Source organism: Marivita sp. S2033 (assembly GCF_046592965.1).
In the GTDB taxonomy this organism is placed as follows: domain Bacteria; phylum Pseudomonadota; class Alphaproteobacteria; order Rhodobacterales; family Rhodobacteraceae; genus Marivita.
Genome location: NZ_JBISBV010000005.1, coordinates 252739 through 269100, shown reverse-complemented (window position 1 = coordinate 269100; position 16362 = coordinate 252739). Strand labels below are relative to the sequence as shown.

The following is a 16362-nucleotide window of genomic DNA, read 5'->3' as shown; positions in this document are numbered from 1 at the left end:
ATTTCTCAAACGCCTGCGAAGCGTGGAACACGATGATTACTCCCTGTATGATGAGGTATCCGATGCACTCAAGACAAGATTCGAAAATTGTGCGCTGGGAATAAGACCCATAGCAGATCCGTGGCCAGACTTTCAGGTATTCCGGGACTGTGACCTTTTCTGTCCAGAAATGATCGTTCTGCCCGCTGGAGATTTCAATATGGGAGCTCCCAATTCGGACCCCGAACCTGAAAGCTGGGAGAGGCCGGTCCAACAGATTTCGGTTTCGAAATTTGCTCTCGGACGTACCGAAGTTACATTTCGCGAGTTTGATATATTTGCCTTAGAAACCAGCTTCCAATATTCCGAGGATTGTGAAGCCCCGGATGAGAGAGGGAATTGGTCGAACAGGAATCGCGACGAAATAGATAGGCTGTATGGAGCGACAAATGGTTTTGATCCAAAGACATTTCCGGTAAATTGCATTAGTTATTTCGATGCAAAGTCCTATTTAGACTGGCTTAACTCGAAGGTCGATGGCGCCCCTTTCCGACTGCCGTCAGAAGCCGAACTTGAGTATGCGATAAGAGCCGGGACCGGCGGCACCTACGCATGGGGTGATGATTTGTCTCGGGCCTGCGAATTTGCAAACGGACCGGACGAAACTTTACTACGAAATTTTCCTGACAGAACTCTATCTGAGCATCTTGAGTGCCGAGATGGGTTTCCTTCCACGTCTCCAGTTGCGTATTTCAAACCAAATGGTTTCAAACTGTTTGATACGGTTGGAAATGTGTCTGAATGGACTGAAGACTGCTACGTAGATGGATTGATTGGCATACCGCTGGATGGATCTCCTAGGCGTGATGACGATTGCAACACCATTACGGTGAGAGGCGGCTCATGGGGTGACTATAGTCCCAAATACCTTCGGGCGTCGTTTCGACGCGGAAGGTACAAGTCCGAAGAACACCTCTCGATCGGATTTCGAATCGCACGCGATTTGGAGTGAAATCGGTGTCATTTCGGCTGAACTAAAAATACGGAAAAGCTTGAGCTATCCCGCCCGCACCGAGCAGGTAAACATCCTGCAAAAGTCCCTTACCCAAAACAAGCGGCCCATACGCCTATACTCCCTCATGTCTCCACCAGGCCACACACCGCTGCCACTCAACCGAAAGCTTTGGGGTCAAACCGGCCGTACTCGCAGGGATTGTCGGTGGCTTCGCGCATCCTATTGCACTGATTGGGCCGCAACTAGCGCGACGCCGCACGAAATAGTGCGTTCGAAAAGTGAACGTGTACCGCACACGAAGCCGCTCAACCTATTGAAATAATCTCGTAATCTCTACCATCCATCACCAGACCGATGTCTGCGCCGTCCGGGTAAGCCACCTCTGTTTTCATGGGAACTGGAGCCTTGGATCATGGCCCCTGCTTCGTCAGCCCGGATTTCGGGAGCGTCCGCCGCGCCTTGGCAAACCCGCGATCCGTCGCAATGAACCGCTCGAGCATGGGGACAACCAGCTTGACCGGTTCAATCGGCCCCTCCCCCGCTTCCCGGCCGAGAATTTCGCCATAGGCGATGAGATCTCGATGCAGCTCTGCGGGCAGTTCCACGTTCAGTTTCACCGGCTTGGAGTCCGGGATCGGCCCGAGTTTCAGCTTGGTCATGTCAGCCTCTGGATGGTGCGAATACCAGATCGCGCGTGACGATCACGCGGACGGGGAAACCCGGGCGGATGGTCAGGGTCGGCGGGACCTCGAGTTGGCGTTGGACGATGCTCTGGCCAGCCTCGTTGATCGTGTCCAGGGCCCCGTCGCGGAGCGCGCGGGCGAGGCGGTCTTCCTCGTTCAGGGAAAGCTCCGCCCCTATGGCCAGCAAGGTGGAAAGCCCCGCCGCGCGCAGGATGCTGGCCCAGTGATTGTCGATGCGGTCCTCCAGACCCGCATAGCCCGCCGTATCTGCCCCAGGCTGGCGTTCGAGCACGAAGGACCGTCCATCGGGGAAGATCAGCCGGGTCCAGACCAGGAGCACGCGACGTTGGCCGACGGTCACGCTGTCGTCATAGGCCCCGATCAGGCGGGTGCCTTGCGGGATCAGGAGCAGGCTGCCGGTCGGGCTGTCATAGACGTTCTGGGTGACCTGCGCGGCAATCTGGCCCGGCAGGTCGGAGCGGATGCCGGTGATCAGTGCGGCCGGGATGACCGATCCGGCCTGCAGGAGATACGGCGAGGCTGGGGGCTGGACGCGGTCGGGGGCCACCGTTCGCCGGTCGATCGGCGCGGTCAGGAAGGCCTGGCGTGGATCGGTTTCTGGGATGGCGGCCAACCCGCTCCCCAGTGCCGCAGGCGGCATCTGGAACCCGGTGGACGCGGGTGCCCCGGGGCGCGCCTGGAAGAAGAGGTCGCTGACTCGGGCGGCCTCCAGTTCCGCAAGCCGCTGCTGTTCGGCCGGATCCATGGTGGGGCGCGCGAGGCTCGGCGCGGCGATGGGCTGGCCGCGTTGCTGGGCGTCGAGGATACCGCCGCCGAGATCGCCCGGCAGGGGCGGACCGAGACGGGGGATCGCGTCATAGCTGCCGGGCAGATCGCGCAATCCATCGGCGGGCTGGCGGCGGTCCGTGGTGATCAGCTCTTCCGGGGCGGCTGCCCTGTCCGGACGTTGCAGCCCATAGATCAGCGCGGCACCGATGCCGAGGCCCGCGACGACGCCAAAGCCAATGATCAACTTGCGCGAAATCCGCGTGACGCGCGGTGGATCGGCGTGCAGGCGCATGGCGGCGGCGGTATCGGTCGGCGCCTCGCTCATGTCCCCCGCTCCGCATCGTGCTGGACCACGGTCGCCTCGGTCTGGGGTTCGATCCTTACAATGCGGACCACCTCCTGCCGGGGACCGCGTCCCAAGCGCAGCTCGGCCGCGCCAAAGAGCCGGTCCACGATCAGCACGTTGCCGTGGATACGAGAGTTGACGATTTCCAGCTCGCCATCGGTGCCGAGGACAAAGAGCGGCGGCATCTCGCCCTGGGCGATGCCGCGCGGGAAGACGACGTAAGTACGGCGCCCGTCGTCAAAGACCGAGACCGGCCGCCAGGGCGGGCTATCACCCTGTAACCCGTAGCGGTGGTTGCGCGCATGCGCTGGAGGGATGCGCGGCGTGGCCGGCGTGACGCGCGGTGTCTCGGGCGCGCGCGGATAGGCCCAGGAAATGGCCGGCATCCAGATCTCTTCGCTGGCATTGAGTTCGATCAGATAGGTGCGCCGATCGGTCGAGATCACGAGGTTCGTGCGGATGTCGGGCCGCGTGGGTTTCACGAGGACGAGGACGCGGGTGTCGCGACCCGCGCCGCTTTCGGTGTCGCCGATGATCCAGCGCGCGGTGTCGCCGGCCGCGATCGGTCCGGTGCCGGCCAGACGTTCGCCGGGTTCGAGCGCGATGGTCGTGATCTGGCCGGGGGCGGCGTAGACCTGATAGAGCGCGCCCTCGGACCAGGGGTAGATCTGGATCGCGTTGAAATACCCTGCCTGCCGCGGCTCCACACGGGCGGCCTGATTGGCATTGCCGACCTGGGCAACCGGCGTCGGGGCCGCCTCCCCGCCCCGGCTCGGGGTCCAGGCGGGCGGGACATGGAGCGGACGCGGGCCGTCGTCGGGTGCCGTGGCGGGCGGTGACGGCAAGGGTGGGACCGCATCGTCATAGGCGAAGTCAGGCGGGCGGTCGCTGGCGCAGCCTGCCAGAAGCGTGGAGGCCACAAGGACGGTGGGCAGGATCGGTCGGGTCATTGGCTCATCTCCCGCGACCAGTTGATCGCGTTCACGTAGATTCCGAGGGGATTGGCGCGCAGGCGCTCCGCCGTGCGCGGCGGGTCGATCACGATGGTCAGGATCGCGGTCCAGCGTTCGGTGCGGGCGAGCTGGCCGTTCTCGTAATGCCGCTCGGACCAGGCCACCCGGAAACTGTCCGGCGAGGCACGGATGACGCTCGAGACCTCGATAGAGACCTGGTCCTCGCCCACCCGCGTGAAGGGATCGTTGGCGCGGGCATGGTCGTTCAGCGCCAATGCACCGCGGTCGGTGGTGAACTCATAGGCGCGGAGCCAGTTCTGCCGGACCACGATGGGATCGGCCGGCAAGCCCCGCACCTCCTCGATGAAGCGGGCGAGATGCCAGGCGATCTGCGGATCGCTCGGGCGATACCCGGCGCTGGCCGCCTCGACAGCGCGCGCCTCGCCATGCCGGTCGATCTCGACGACGTAAGGCACCACGGTGCCGCGGGCCGATTGCCAGACCAGCGCCGTGGCGAAACCGCCCGCGAGCACCAGGCACCCAAAGGCCATGAGGCGCCAGTTCTTCGCCTGCACCCGGGCGGAGCCGATACGCTCGTCCCAGACCTGGGCGGCCTTCTGATAGGGGGTCTCGGGTTCCGGGGTTTTGCCGTAATGGGGGGCGGAACGTTTGAAGAGGCTCATGGGCGGTCACTTTCAGACAGGGAAACGGAGGCGCCGGAGCCGGGGCTGTCCCCGGCGCGCAGCGCGTGGGTGGCGGCGGAGACGCCATGGCTCATGGCCTGGCTGCGGCGCATGGAGCGCGCCCAGGCCGGCGGACTGCCAGCGGGGGCGGCCATGGCGGCCGACACGCCAGCCACGCTGCCCATGGATGAGGTGCCCCCAGTGCCAGCAAAGCCAGCGCGGGCGCCTTCGGCATGGCTTGCCTTGACGCCGTCGGAGGCCGCGGCGGCGGCCCGGCGCAGGGGCGAAATAGCCGCCGCGCCCCCTGCCCGCGCCACGCCACCGAGTCCGGACGCAACACCGGTGGCCCCGGTCTGGCCCATCGATCCGAGGCTGAAGGCGGCGGAGGCAGCCCCCGTGGCGGCAGCGGCTCCGCGCGTGGCGGCGGCCCCGCCCGAGGCCAGCGCCCCTGTGCCGCGGGCGCCGAGCAGGACCCCGCCGCCCGCCGCGACGGCCGCCCCACCGACAGCAAGCCCGGTGCCGACGGCGGCCCCCGCGCCCAATTGCGGGCCGCCCGAGACAAGGCCGGTGGCGATGCCGGGCCCAAAGATGCCGAGACCGAGGAGCGAGAGCGCGGCCAGGACGATGGCCATGGCCTCGTCGATCGTGGGTGTCACGCCGCCGAACCCAGCAGTGAACTGGCCGAAGAGCGTCGAGCCGATGCCGATGATCACCGCCAGCACGAGCACCTTGATGCCGGAGGAGACGACATTGCCCAGCACCCGCTCGGCCATGAAGGCGGTCTTGCCAAAAAGGCCGAAGGGGATCAGCACGAAGCCCGCGAGCGTCGTCAGCTTGAACTCGATCAGCGTCACGAAGAGCTGCACGGCGAGCAGGAAGAAGGCCAAGAGCACCAGCGCCCAGGCGAAGAGCAGGCAGGCGATCTGGATGAAGTTCTCGAAAAAGGCGACGAAGCCCATGAGATCGGCGGTGGAGTCCAGAAGGGGCCGCCCGGCATCAAGGCCGGTCTGCGCCACGCGGCCCGGGCGCAGGAGATCGGCGGGCGAAAACCCGGTGCCGGAGGCGAGCAATCCCAGCCCCGCGAAACTGTCGAAGACAATGGCGGCGAGGCTGTTCCAGTTCGAGATCAGGAAGGCGAAGGCGCCGACGAAGAGGGTCTTTTTCACGAGGCGGGCGATGATGTCGTCATCGGCGCCCCAGGCCCAGAAGAGCGCGGCCAGCGTCACGTCGATCACGATGAGCGTGCTGGCGATGAAGGCGACCTCGCCACCGAGCAGCCCGAAACCGCTGTCGATATAGGAGGTGAAGACCCCGAGGAAGGTGTCGATGACGCCGGTGCCACCCATGGCTCATTCGCCCCCGGCCCGGTCGCGACCGAGGAAGCGGTCGCGGGTTTCGGCCCAGACGGCGAGGCAGTCGGGATCGGAAGCCGCAGCCTCGCCCAGCTCCTGGCAGCGCCGTTGTTCGGCCCGGAGCGGATCGACCTCCGGCATGAGGGGAGCCGCTGGACGCGTCGCCTGCCCTTCCTCGTCCCGGCCCATCTCCACCACCGCCGCGGTGATCGCGATGGCGACGAAGACGATGGCCGCGATGCGGGCGAGGACCGATCCCTCCATGGATCACCTCGCTTCAGTTGTTGAACATCCGGGCATTGCCGGGCTGGTAGCCCGCGCCCGGGGTGAGGAAGCGCTCCCGCTGGACCCGGCCCTGTTCGGCGGCGGCGGACCGTTCGGCCTCGACCAACGCCGTGGCGCGGCCATTGGCGGCCACGACAGCGATCAGGTCGGCGATCTGCTGGGATTGCAGCGCCAGAAGCTGGTTGCCCGCCTGGGTCGCCTGCAGGGCACCGACGGCGGACTGGCTTTCACCGACAAGAGCGGAGAGCTCGGCGCGCTGGCCGTCGAGATTGCCGACGACGCCCGCCTGCACGCGCAGGGCGTCCTGCAGCCCGCCAACGGTGTTTTCCCAGCGGGAGCGCGCATCGGCCAGAAGCTGCGCCTCGGGTGCCGCCATGGGGATGTTGGCATAGTCCTGCTGGAAGACCTGGTCGATCTGGGCGACGTCAAAGGCGATGTTCTGCGCTTGGCTTAAGAGTTGCCGGGTGCGGTCGACATTCTGCTGCAGCGCCTGCAGCGAGGAATAGGGCAGGCTCGCGAGATTGCGGGCCTGGTTCATCAGCATCTGCGCCTCGTTCTGCAGCTGGGTGATCTGGTTGTTGATCTGCTCGAGCGCCCGGGCGGCGGAGAGGATGTTCTCGGCGTGATTGCGCGGGTCGTAGACGATGCGCCCGCCCCCGCCGAAGAGGAAGGCCTGGGCGGGCGTCGCGAAGATCGGCGAAAGGCCGATGGGGGCTGCGAGCGTCAGGGCGAGCGCGGAGGCGCTGGCGAGACGGGACAGGCGACGGGGAGTGCTAGTCATGGGGTGATCTCCTTTTCGGATTCAGGGGCTTGGGGGATCGGGGCATCGGCTGGCTCGGGCTCCGGCGCGAGATTGGTGAGGCCAGGGATCAGCTCGGCGGCCCAGCCGACCCCACGGGCTTCAAGCCAGGCCGCGAGGAAGCCGTCGCGACCGTGTTCGGCGAGGATCTCCGAGATCAGCGCTTGGTCGGATTTGGACGAGGCCGCACATAGCGCGAGGCCCACCTCGGAGAGGCCGAGCTCGAAGAGACGGTTGCCGCGCCGCGACTGGCAGTAGTAGTCGCGCTTGGGCGTGGCACGGGCGAGGATTTCGATCTGCCGGTCATTGAGGCCGAAACGGCGGTAGATCGCGGTGATCTGGGGCTCGATGGCCCGTTCATTGGGGAGAAGCAGCCGGGTCGGGCAGCTTTCGATGATCGCGGGTGCGATGGCAGAGGCGTCGATATCCGAAAGCGACTGGGTCGCGAAGATCACCGAGGCGTTCTTCTTGCGCAGCGTCTTCAACCATTCGCGGAGCTGGCCCGCGAAGCCCTCGTCATCGAGCGCGAGCCACCCCTCGTCGATGATCAGCAGCGTCGGCCGCCCGTCGAGCCGATCGCCGATTCGGTGGAAGAGATAGGCGAGGACCGCGGGGGCCGCGGCGGTGCCGACCAGCCCCTCGATTTCGAAGGCCTGCACCGAGGCGGCACCAAGCTCTTCAATCTCGGCATCGAGCAGCCGCCCATGCGCCCCGCCGAGGCAATAGGGGCGCAGGGCCTGCTTCAGGTCGGAGGATTGCAGTAGGACCGCGAGACCGGTGATCGTGCGTTCGCCGACCGGGGCCGAGGCCAGCGAGCTCAGCGCGGACCAAAGATGCTCCTTCACCTCCGGAGTGATCGCGATGCCTTCGCGGGCGAGGATCGCGCCGATCCAGCCCGCGGCCCAGCTCCGCTCGACGGGATCGACGATACGCGCGAGCGGCTGGAGGAAGACCGTCGCCTCCGCGCCTTCGGTCAATTCACCGCCCAGATCATGCCAGTCGCCGCCCATGGAAAGCGTGGCGGCACGGATCGAGCCCCCGAAATCGAAGGCGAAGACCTGCGCGTCCGGGTAGCGGCGGAACTGAAGCACCATGAGGGCGAGCAGCACGGATTTGCCGGCCCCGGTCGGCCCGACCACCAGCGTATGGCCGACGTCGCCCACATGGAGCGAGAGCCGGAAGGGCGTCGCGCCTTCGGTCTTTCCATAGAGCAAGGGCGGGCCGTCGAAATGCGCATCCCGTTCCTCCCCTGCCCAGACGGCGGAGAGCGGGATCATATGGGCGAGGTTCAGGGTGGAGATCGGCGGCTGGCGGACATTGGCATAAGCCTGTCCCGGCAGCGAGCCGAGCCAGGCATCGACGGCGTTGACCGTTTCGACCATGGCGGTGAAGTTCCGGCCCTGCACGACCTTTTCAACCAGGCGGAGTTTTTCATCGGCGCGGCGCGGGTCCTCGTCCCAGACGATGAGCGTCGCCGTGACATAGGCCTCGCCCGCCACATCGGCGCCGAGCTCCTGCAAGGCCATGTCGGCATCGGCGGCCTTGTTGGCAGCGTCGGTATCGACCAGCGCCGATTGCTCGTTCGTCATCACCTCCTTCAGGATCGCGGCGATGGATTTGCGCTTGGCGAACCACTGGCGTCGGATGCGGGCGACCATCCGCGCGGCCTCCATCTTGTCCATCAGGATCGCGCGGGTCGCCCAGCGATAGGGAAAGGCCAGCCGGTTGAGCTCGTCGAGGATCCCGGGCGTGGTGGCCGTCGGGAAACCCGAGAGGGTCAGGACGCGGAGATGGGCGTTCCCCAGACGGGGTTCGAGCCCGCCGGTCAGGGGCTGATCGGCGAGGAGCGCATCGAGGTAAACCGGGGTTTCCGGCACGCGGACGCGGTGGGGCTGCGTCGAGATGGTGGAATGCAGATAGGTCAGCGTTTCGCTGTCACCCATCCAACGGCATTCGGGCATGATGCCGTCGAAAAGCGCCAGCACCCGGTCGGTGCGGTCGATGAAGCCACGGAGCACCTCGCCCGCATCGATGCCGGACTTGTCGCGCCCCTCATAGAGCCAGGTCTCGGCCCGCGCGGCCTCCTCGGGGGGCGGCAGGTAGAGAAAGGTCAGGACGTACTCCGACTGGAAATGCGCCCCCTGCTCTGCGAACCCCGCACACCGCTCGGCATCGAGGAGCGCCGAGGCCGGATCGGGAAAGCGGCTATCGGGATAATCGGCCGCCGCCACGCGCTGCGCCTCGACGAAGATCGCCCAGCCAGAGCCGAGGCGGCGAAAGGCGTTGTTGATGCGCCCCGCCACGGCCACGAGTTCGGCCGCGACCGCGCTGTCGAGATCGGGGCCGCGGAACCGGGCAGAGCGCTGCAGGCTGCCATCCTTGTTCAGCACAACGCCGGGGGCCACCAGCGCCGCCCAGGGCAGGTAATCCGCCAGCAGCTTTCCTTTCCGGCGATATTCCGCGAGGTTCATCATCCTGTTGCCTCAGACCTCGAGATGGCCGGGAAGGCGCAGATGCCGACGCCCGACCTCGACAAAAAGCGGATCGCGCCGTGCTGCCCAGACCGCGACCAGGTGGCCCAGAAGGCCGATGGCGATGCCCGCGACCCAGAGCTGCAGCCCGAGCCCGATGGCCCCGGCCAGCGTGCCGTTCAGGATCGCGAAGGCCCGGGGCGCGCCCGCCAACAGGATCGGCTCTGTCAGGGCCCGGTGGACCGGGACGGTGAAGCCCGGCACGTCGGACAATCGTTCAAAGGCTGGCCATTCGCTACCGCTCAAGGCGTTCCTCCCTCGCGGCTTTCCACTGGAAAGCCGCGTTCACTTTGTGTGAACCGGTCGTCACCATCAGATCAGCGCTCCGCCGCCGAAGCTGAAGAAGCTCAGGAAGAAGGAGCTCGCTGCGAAGGCGATGGAGATGCCGAAGACGATCTGGATCAGGCGGCGGAACCCCCCGGAGGTGTCGCCGAAGGCCAGCGTCAGGCCGGTGACGATGATGATGATCACCGCAATGATCTTGGCGACCGGCCCCTCGATCGACTCGAGGATGGATTGCAGCGGCGCTTCCCAGGGCATGGAGGACCCTGCCGCCCGGGCCGGTCCGGCCAGCATCAGGGTCACAGTGGCGTAGGTGACGGCATGCGCAGCCTGCGCGCGCAGCCGGTAAAGGGATCGGGTCATGAAGGGTCTCCTGTGTCAGTGTGCATCCCGGTCGGCAGCGCCGCCGGGGTGATGCGGTAGTCACCGTCCGGCCCGAGCCCGTCGACGCGGGCGAGCTCGGCGAGATGCCGGTTGGCCCCGCGCCCGGAGAGGACGGCGATGAGATCGATGGTCTCGGCGATGAGGGCGCGCGGCACGGTCACCACCGCCTCCTGGATGAGTTGTTCCATGCGCCGCAGGGCCCCCAGGGCCGAGCCCGCATGTATGGTGCCAATGCCGCCCGGATGGCCGGTGCCCCAAGCTTTCAACAGGTCCAGCGCCTCGGCCCCGCGCACCTCGCCGATGGGAATGCGGTCGGGGCGCAGACGGAGCGAAGAACGAACGAGATCGGAGAGCGAGGCGACCCCATCCTTGGTGCGCAGGGCGACGAGGTTGAGTGCCGCGCATTGCAGCTCGCGCGTGTCCTCGATGATGACAACGCGGTCCGACGTTCCGGCCACTTCCGCCAAGAGCGCATTGGTCAGCGTCGTCTTGCCGGTCGAGGTGCCGCCCGCCACGAGGATATTGGCCCGCGCGGCAACGCTGTCGCGCAACAGCGCCGCCTGGGTCTCGGTCATGATCCCGGAGGCGACGTAGTCGGCGAGCGTGAAGACCGCGACGGCGGGTTTGCGGATCGCGAAACAGGGCGCGGTGACCACGGGCGGCAGGATCCCCTCGAACCGCTCACCAGTCTCGGGGAGTTCGGCCGAAACGCGGGGCCGCGCGGCATGCACCTCGGCCCCGACGTGATGGGCGACGAGCCGCACGATCCGCTCGCCATCGGCGGCAGACAAGGTCGCGCCAGTATCGGAGAGCCCTTCGGACAGCCGGTCGATCCAGAGCCGCCCGTCAGGATTGAGCAGGACCTCGACAATCATCGGATCTTCCAGAAACCCGGCGATGGCGGGTCCGAGCGCCGTGCGCAGCATCCGCGCGCCGCGTGCCATCGCTTCCGGTTTCCGAGCTGCCTCTGCCATTCTGTCCCCGTTCCGTGAGCGGCCACCGACGGGCGGCCCTGAATCGGGTCCATCAAGAAAACCGGAAACGGGCTGCGCTCAACAGCTCTTCAAGGGGCGTAGGGCTCTGGCGCGCAAAGACAGGGAAAAGGGCAGGAAGCGATCGACCCAGCACCGCACGGTCCACCTTGCCTTTTGGCACATAATGTCTATATTGATGCCAAAGGAGACAGCCATGCAGTTCGCCACGGTCCAGCCCGTCCTCGCACGCACCGACCTTCCCGTGATCACCGACGAGGAGGCGGCGGCGCTGGCGCGCACCACCGTCAACCTGTTCCGCGCCTGGGAGCTGACCGATGCGGAAGCCCGCACCCTGCTCGGCGACATGGCGCAGCGCACCTGGGCGCGCTGGAAGACCGGCGATATCGGCCGGATCGACCGAGACCTGCGCGCGCGCATGGCGATCCTGATGGGGATCCACAAGGCGCTGCGCTATGTCTTCACCGACCCAGCCCGCGGCTATGCCTGGATCCGCAAGCCGAACGCCGCCTTCGCAGGCCGAAGCGCGCTGGACGTCATGCTCCGGGGCGAGATCACCGACCTGATCGATCTGCGCGCCTATCTCGATGCCGAACGGGGTGCCTGGTGAATGTGCCTGTCCGCCGCGTAAACTGGCCGCGCACGGTCCGCATCATCCGCACCATCCATCCGCCCATCGACCTCTTCGAGGACATCGCCGATCCGGCCGATTGGGAGGCGCTGGCCTCGGCCGAGGCCAAGTTCAATCCGCGCATCCGCGAGAGCATCGGCGATCTGTCCAAGGTGCCCGTCGCCCGCCGCGTGACCGGCCCCGGCGCCAGTTGGGTCATGGCGCCTTTCGTGCATTGCTCGCCGCTCCGACCGGGACGGTTCTCGGACGGCAGCTTCGGCCTCTACTATGCGGGTGACCGCACCGAGGTGGCGATTGCCGAGACCGTCCACCACCACGCCCGCTTCATGCGCAGCACGGACGAGGCCCCGGGCTGGACCTCGCAGTTCCGCGAATTGATCGGATCGATCGACGCCGATCTCGACGACGCCACGGGCCGCGCCGATCTGCTGGATCCGGAAGACTACCACCCCTCGCAACTCTTCGGAGCCGAACGCCGTGCGGCCGGCTCGAACGGCATTACCTGGCCCAGCGTGCGCTTTCCCGAGGGCCAGTGCATCGCCGTCTTCTGGCCCGACGTGATCCCGATCCCGACCCAAGGGGCTCATTTTGCGTACCACTGGAACGGCACCGCAGTCGATTACGTCAAGCGGCTGGATGATGGGGAGGTGTTGCGGGTGCAGTAGACAGAGGCAACTCGGATGCCAAAGCCATCTACCAGATTGCCGCGATCACAATGGTCACAGGCGCTCCTGTAGCGACCCGCAAAGTGAAGGATTTCGCTGACTACGTGGTCGAGGCGATCAACCCATCGGGCGGCCCATAAACGTCGCAGACACCTGAGCAATAAACTCGGATCACTTGATCACCTTATCGATGAAGCCCAGCGTGTTTGCGTTCTCAAGCAACGTGCGCACCTTGCTTCGGTCAAGGCCATTTGGCACCTCGGCATCGATCTCGAGCTTAAGTGACACCTCGCTGCCGGGCAGCACGGTCAGCTGTTCAATGATCGCCTCTACAATCTGGCGCATTTCGTGTGCTGGCCGATCTGACGAGATCATGACGGTCCCGATGAACCGGGTCGGATCTTGTTCAGGCCGCACGACCTCCGCCGTTGGCTTCAGGCCAGTCTGATCTACCGCAGCCTTGGTCGTGGTTTGTGCCAGATCGGAGGGTGCAGCGGCCGCCATGGTGGTCTCTACGGCCTGTTTTTCTGCAACTTCTGGCTTCACGATCACACTGTCGGCGTCGATGACCACGGGGGCATTCGCGGCATTCTGAAGGACCAGACCGATGTATCGGCTGCTCTTCTCGTCCCATCGCTCCGCATAGGCAAATGGGCCAGGAACCATAGCGCCCACAGCTGCGCGCACGGCCTTGATCAAGACGTTCCGATCCTTAACACGCGGCAGGTAGATGTAGCGGTTGAGGTATTCCCAGAGATCCCTGAGCGGTAGGTGGCTTTTCCCATTCCATATGTACTTCTGGAGTTCGCGGTCGAGGCGGGCAGGTCCGAGCTCTGGCAGCAAGCCTTCGTCGCTGGCCAGTTTCTTGCTGGCGCGGGATAGAAGCCCGTCCTGCGCCGGAACCTTGGACGCGATCCACTCCACATCGGCCTGCGCACTGTCCTGCATCGGATAAAGGAGGTAGCACCAGGTTTCCTTGAGCCGCGTCTTAACCGTCTCGGCCGCTTCAGCGACTTTGGCCTTGGCAAGGGCGCTGTCGCGTTGGGTTAGGTTCAGCCGGTCCGTGTCCTTGACGATCCCTGTCCAGGCGAGGGATGAGCGCATCGCTTCTTTCAGCCCGTCGAGCTGACGCGCCTCTGCCGCAAGGAAGACGAGCATGTTGCGATAAACCCTTGGGGTTAAACCACGCTGCAAAAGGATGTCCTTTGCCTCAGTCATCGCATCGGAATTCTCTCGCCCGGTATGCGGATGGGCTACACCAAGGACGACGGCACGAACGCCACCGGGTTCATCGGGAACATCGGCTGAACTGCTGGGCGCGACCTGGACGGTGTCGAAATGTCCGCGGTCGCCCAAGCCATTGATGTAGGTCGCAAGCGCTTTGTCGATTTCCAACAGAACCAGCGGCTCTTCGATCTGCCCGGCCCGATCTGCCGCAAGCCTATTGAGGCTCGCCGACATCGAATACCAATAGCGACCAAGGTCTCCGTGCATGAACCGGGCGTTGTTGGCGAGGCGGCGTAGGGCGTCGCCGAATATGGCAGGACGTTCACCGGGCTGCACGACACCCAGATTGATCTGACGATCATCGAGGCCCTTGTTGTCTTGCCCATGGGTCGGCGCAGTCCCCATGAATATCGCCCGCGCCACACGGCGCGTGGCCGAATAGCGGTTAAGGTTCGGGGCCGATTGGTCGATCCGGTAGGGCGTGGAGTTTGGCCCATCGACATCGCCTGCGATGATCGACTGCCACGAGACGTCGAGGTAGTGCAGCAACTCCGGCTCGACGCGCGCCGAACTGATGGACACGCTGCCGGGCATGATCATCACCGAGGGATCATTGTTCATCCAAAGCTCATGGATCACCTGCGCCATGAGCCGCAAGACACCGCGGGTGCGCTGGAATTTCTCCAGCGAGCCCCAGCTGGTGTAGAGCTGATCGAACAGCTCCGGATGGATCGGATACGCCTTTTCCAGCTTGCGGCGATAGTCTTCGCCCTCGCAGTTCTGTGGGAACTCGTTCGGGCTGTCGCGATACATTTTAGCGAATTGCTTCAGCGTGTTGTCGCGGTGGTGGAACTTGTCACCCGGGATTTCCTTGAACAGCCGCCGACGGACGATCTCGTAGCTTTCCTCCTGGTCGGCCGGGCGCCAGCCGGTTTCGACCCGGCTGAAGGTTTGCTTCAGGCGCGAGAGCGCTTCCTGCCCCCCTTCCCCGCCGACTTCGATCTGCGACGCGGGCAGCGATGCCACCAGCAGCGTGCCCGGGCTGGCCTTCACGGCCTCGGTCAGCGACTGCACGAAAGACAGGTTCGAGTCGAACGAGCCCGAAGGCAGCCCCTCCACCTTGTAGATCTGGCGCAGGTAGGCGACCCATTCGTCGATCAGGATCAGCGACGGCGCGCATTGCCGGAACAGCTCTTCCAGCAGGTTCGACCCCGGCGCGATCCCGTTGGCGTCATTCTCGGCGACCAGCGCATAGCCCGCCTCACCCCCAAGCTGGAACGCCAGTTCCCCCCAGGTCGTGCGGATCGACCGACCGTAATCCTTCTCCCTCTTGGCCGCATCCGAAGGGCCGTAGGACGTGCCCACCAGCACCGCCCGGTTCACCTTGCCCGGTACCGTCAGCCCTTCACGCGACAAAAGCTGGTCAAGCCCCGGCAAATCCTCGACCGGTGTGCCACCCGCCATGTGGTAAAGCGCCAGCATCGAGTGTGTCTTGCCGCCGCCGAAGTTGGTCTGCAACTCCACCACCGGATCGCCGCCCGTCCCCGACAGCCGCTTGGCCGCACCGATCAGCAGGGTCGATAGGCCCGAAGTCAGATAGGTGCGCGAGAAGAATTCGGTCGGGTTCCGATACTCCGAGGGCGCGCTGCCGTTGTGCACCTTGGCAAGGTCGGCTGCGAACTCGGCCTGCTGGAACTCGCCGGTCGCCACGTCGCGATGCGGCTCCACCACCTCGCGCCAGGGCAGCAGCCCCGCCACCGTCTCGACCGAAATGTCGGAGCGCTGGCTCTTCTTCCGCTCCTCGTTGCGCTGCAATTCGGTGAACTTGGTGCGCAGGATCGTGTCGCGCATCTTGCCAAGCTGGTCGGCGACGTCGGCGGCGCTGATTGCCTCCATCAGCCGCCGCATGCTGTCGAGCGCGCGTTCGGCATCGTCATAGGTGAAGGTGCCGTTGTGCGAGAGCTTGTTGCGCACATCGACCAGCTCGTTGACGATCGATCGCTCGGCGCGCCCCAGAACCGCCTTGAACGCATCCATCCAGAAGCGATCCATCGCGTTCAGGAGCGCAGACTGGTCCCACACGATCTTGCCGTTCGAATCCGGGCGCAGCCCGGGCAGCTTCTCCACCACCTGGACTTGCCAATGTCCCTGCAACGAGGCCTCGAGCCGCCGTTCGACAAAGGGGATCAACGCTTCGGGCAGCAGTTCCATGCCCTCGAACACATATTGGCGCGTGCTTTTTGCCATGATGCTACCCCTTAAACCTCAAATCTCATCTGCCCGCTCTTGTTCGACAGCGGCGCAGTAGCCGCCTCGCGGGTAAGGTCGGTCCAGTCCGCGATCAGCGCGTTGTAGGCGGTCGCTTCCTTCGCCTCGCCCCGCTTTTCGCAGATGTTGTAAAGCACATAGGCGAGGTCGCGCACATCGCCGGCTTTGGCGCCGAACTTCTTCAGCATCACGGCCGCCTCATAGCCGATCCCGTATTTCTCGTGCAGCCGCACCAGATGCTGGCAGCTTTCCCAGATGGTCAGATGGGTGTCGGCATCCGGCTCCCACTCCGGGTCCATCTCGTCGCGCTTCAGGATGCGCACCTTTCCGGCGGCACTCTCCACGATCCCGGCATGCTTCACGCTTTCGACCGAGATGCCGCGCGCTGTGGCGATGTTGTTCGCCGTGCCATAGTCGCCAGCTTTCAGCCCGTTCTGTTCGAACCAGGTGATGGCAAAGCGGGTGTCGGCATCGAACTCGCCCTGGATGCCGCCAAGG

Annotated in this window: 15 protein-coding genes; 3 read left to right on the top strand and 12 right to left on the bottom strand. The window is 65.2% G+C overall.

Annotated features, from left to right (window positions below; all coding sequences use genetic code 11):
* On the top strand, positions 1-991 hold a 991-nt coding region (locus ACGKZZ_RS11440), incomplete at its 5' end, for a formylglycine-generating enzyme family protein (protein WP_411223689.1).
* 413 nt (positions 992-1404) lie between these two features.
* Here ACGKZZ_RS11440 and ACGKZZ_RS11435 read toward each other — a convergent pair.
* The 11 genes from ACGKZZ_RS11435 to trbB form a co-directional block, all read right to left on the bottom strand.
* A complete protein-coding gene (locus ACGKZZ_RS11435) occupies positions 1405-1653 on the bottom strand; it encodes a DUF2274 domain-containing protein (RefSeq protein WP_411223688.1) in 249 nt (82 codons plus the stop codon).
* 1 nt (position 1654) lies between these two features.
* Entirely contained in the window at positions 1655-2791 is a 1137-nt protein-coding gene (locus ACGKZZ_RS11430; protein WP_411223687.1) for a TrbI/VirB10 family protein, read from the bottom strand.
* Positions 2788-3762: a P-type conjugative transfer protein TrbG gene (trbG, locus tag ACGKZZ_RS11425; RefSeq protein ID WP_411223686.1), complete on the bottom strand. Its 975-nt coding sequence runs from the start codon at positions 3760-3762 to the stop codon at positions 2788-2790. Before trbG ends, ACGKZZ_RS11430 begins: the two co-directional genes overlap by 4 nt.
* Positions 3759-4448: a conjugal transfer protein TrbF gene (gene trbF, locus ACGKZZ_RS11420; protein ID WP_411223685.1), complete on the bottom strand. Its 690-nt coding sequence runs from the start codon at positions 4446-4448 to the stop codon at positions 3759-3761. The genes trbG and trbF overlap by 4 nt, the downstream gene beginning before the upstream one ends.
* Positions 4445-5794, bottom strand: coding sequence for a P-type conjugative transfer protein TrbL (gene trbL / locus ACGKZZ_RS11415; RefSeq protein WP_411223684.1), 1350 nt, complete (start codon positions 5792-5794; stop codon positions 4445-4447). Before trbL ends, trbF begins: the two co-directional genes overlap by 4 nt.
* A 3-nt stretch (positions 5795-5797) precedes the next feature.
* A complete protein-coding gene (trbK-alt, locus tag ACGKZZ_RS11410) occupies positions 5798-6064 on the bottom strand; it encodes a putative entry exclusion protein TrbK-alt (protein ID WP_411223683.1) in 267 nt (88 codons plus the stop codon).
* 13 nt (positions 6065-6077) lie between these two features.
* Positions 6078-6866 carry a P-type conjugative transfer protein TrbJ gene (gene trbJ / locus ACGKZZ_RS11405; protein ID WP_411223682.1) on the bottom strand — a complete coding sequence of 263 codons (789 nt, stop codon included), beginning with the start codon at positions 6864-6866 and terminating at the stop codon, positions 6078-6080.
* On the bottom strand, positions 6863-9358 hold the full coding sequence (gene trbE, locus ACGKZZ_RS11400; protein WP_411223681.1) for a conjugal transfer protein TrbE: 2496 nt from the start codon (positions 9356-9358) through the stop codon (positions 6863-6865). The genes trbJ and trbE overlap by 4 nt, the downstream gene beginning before the upstream one ends.
* 9 nt (positions 9359-9367) lie before the next feature.
* Complete coding sequence (locus ACGKZZ_RS11395) at positions 9368-9661, bottom strand: VirB3 family type IV secretion system protein (RefSeq protein ID WP_411223680.1); 294 nt, start codon at positions 9659-9661, stop codon at positions 9368-9370.
* 66 nt (positions 9662-9727) lie between these two features.
* Positions 9728-10060: a TrbC/VirB2 family protein gene (locus ACGKZZ_RS11390; RefSeq protein WP_411223679.1), complete on the bottom strand. Its 333-nt coding sequence runs from the start codon at positions 10058-10060 to the stop codon at positions 9728-9730.
* Entirely contained in the window at positions 10057-11055 is a 999-nt protein-coding gene (gene trbB, locus ACGKZZ_RS11385) for a P-type conjugative transfer ATPase TrbB (protein WP_411223678.1), read from the bottom strand. The genes ACGKZZ_RS11390 and trbB overlap by 4 nt, the downstream gene beginning before the upstream one ends.
* Positions 11056-11269: 214 nt before the next feature.
* Between trbB and ACGKZZ_RS11380 the strand changes: the two genes are divergently transcribed.
* Positions 11270-11683 (top strand): MbcA/ParS/Xre antitoxin family protein, encoded by a 414-nt coding sequence (locus ACGKZZ_RS11380; protein ID WP_411223677.1) that lies wholly within the window; start codon positions 11270-11272, stop codon positions 11681-11683.
* Positions 11680-12369 carry an RES family NAD+ phosphorylase gene (locus ACGKZZ_RS11375; RefSeq protein WP_411223676.1) on the top strand — a complete coding sequence of 230 codons (690 nt, stop codon included), beginning with the start codon at positions 11680-11682 and terminating at the stop codon, positions 12367-12369. The genes ACGKZZ_RS11380 and ACGKZZ_RS11375 overlap by 4 nt, the downstream gene beginning before the upstream one ends.
* A gap of 171 nt (positions 12370-12540) precedes the next feature.
* Here ACGKZZ_RS11375 and ACGKZZ_RS11370 read toward each other — a convergent pair whose 3' ends face one another.
* Positions 12541-15843 carry a DUF499 domain-containing protein gene (locus ACGKZZ_RS11370; RefSeq protein ID WP_411223675.1) on the bottom strand — a complete coding sequence of 1101 codons (3303 nt, stop codon included), beginning with the start codon at positions 15841-15843 and terminating at the stop codon, positions 12541-12543.
* Positions 15844-16362 lie beyond the last annotated feature (519 nt).